Raw genomic sequence first — 266 nt, 5'->3', positions numbered from 1 at the left:
CGCGCCCGAGAGGAGTCGAACCCCTAACCTCTTGATCCGTAGTCAAACGCTCTATCCAATTGAGCTACGGGCGCATATGGTGCCGAGGGCGGGGGTCGAACCCGCACGGTGGTCACCCACCGCAGGATTTTAAGTCCTGTGCGTCTGCCTGTTCCGCCACCCCGGCATGTCATATTGAAAATTGGAGCGGAAGACGGGATTCGAACCCGCGACCCCAACCTTGGCAAGGTTGTATTCTACCACTGAACTACTTCCGCAAGACATGT

Annotated in this window: 3 tRNA genes; all 3 read right to left on the bottom strand. The window is 57.1% G+C overall.

Going from position 1 to position 266, the window contains the following annotated elements:
* A tRNA-Arg gene (locus tag ACQGSG_RS29425) sits at nt 1–74 on the bottom strand.
* 3 nt (nt 75–77) lie between these two features.
* Nucleotides 78–166 (bottom strand) — tRNA-Leu (locus ACQGSG_RS29420).
* A 16-nt stretch (nt 167–182) separates the two neighbouring features.
* A tRNA-Gly gene (locus ACQGSG_RS29415) sits at nt 183–257 on the bottom strand.
* Between the last annotated feature and the right edge of the window lie 9 nt (nt 258–266).

The organism is Bacillus sp. GMa5/1 (genome assembly GCF_050172015.1).
Lineage (GTDB): Bacteria > Bacillota > Bacilli > Bacillales > Bacillaceae_G > Bacillus_A > Bacillus_A cereus.
This window is presented reverse-complemented; position numbering and strand designations above follow the sequence as displayed.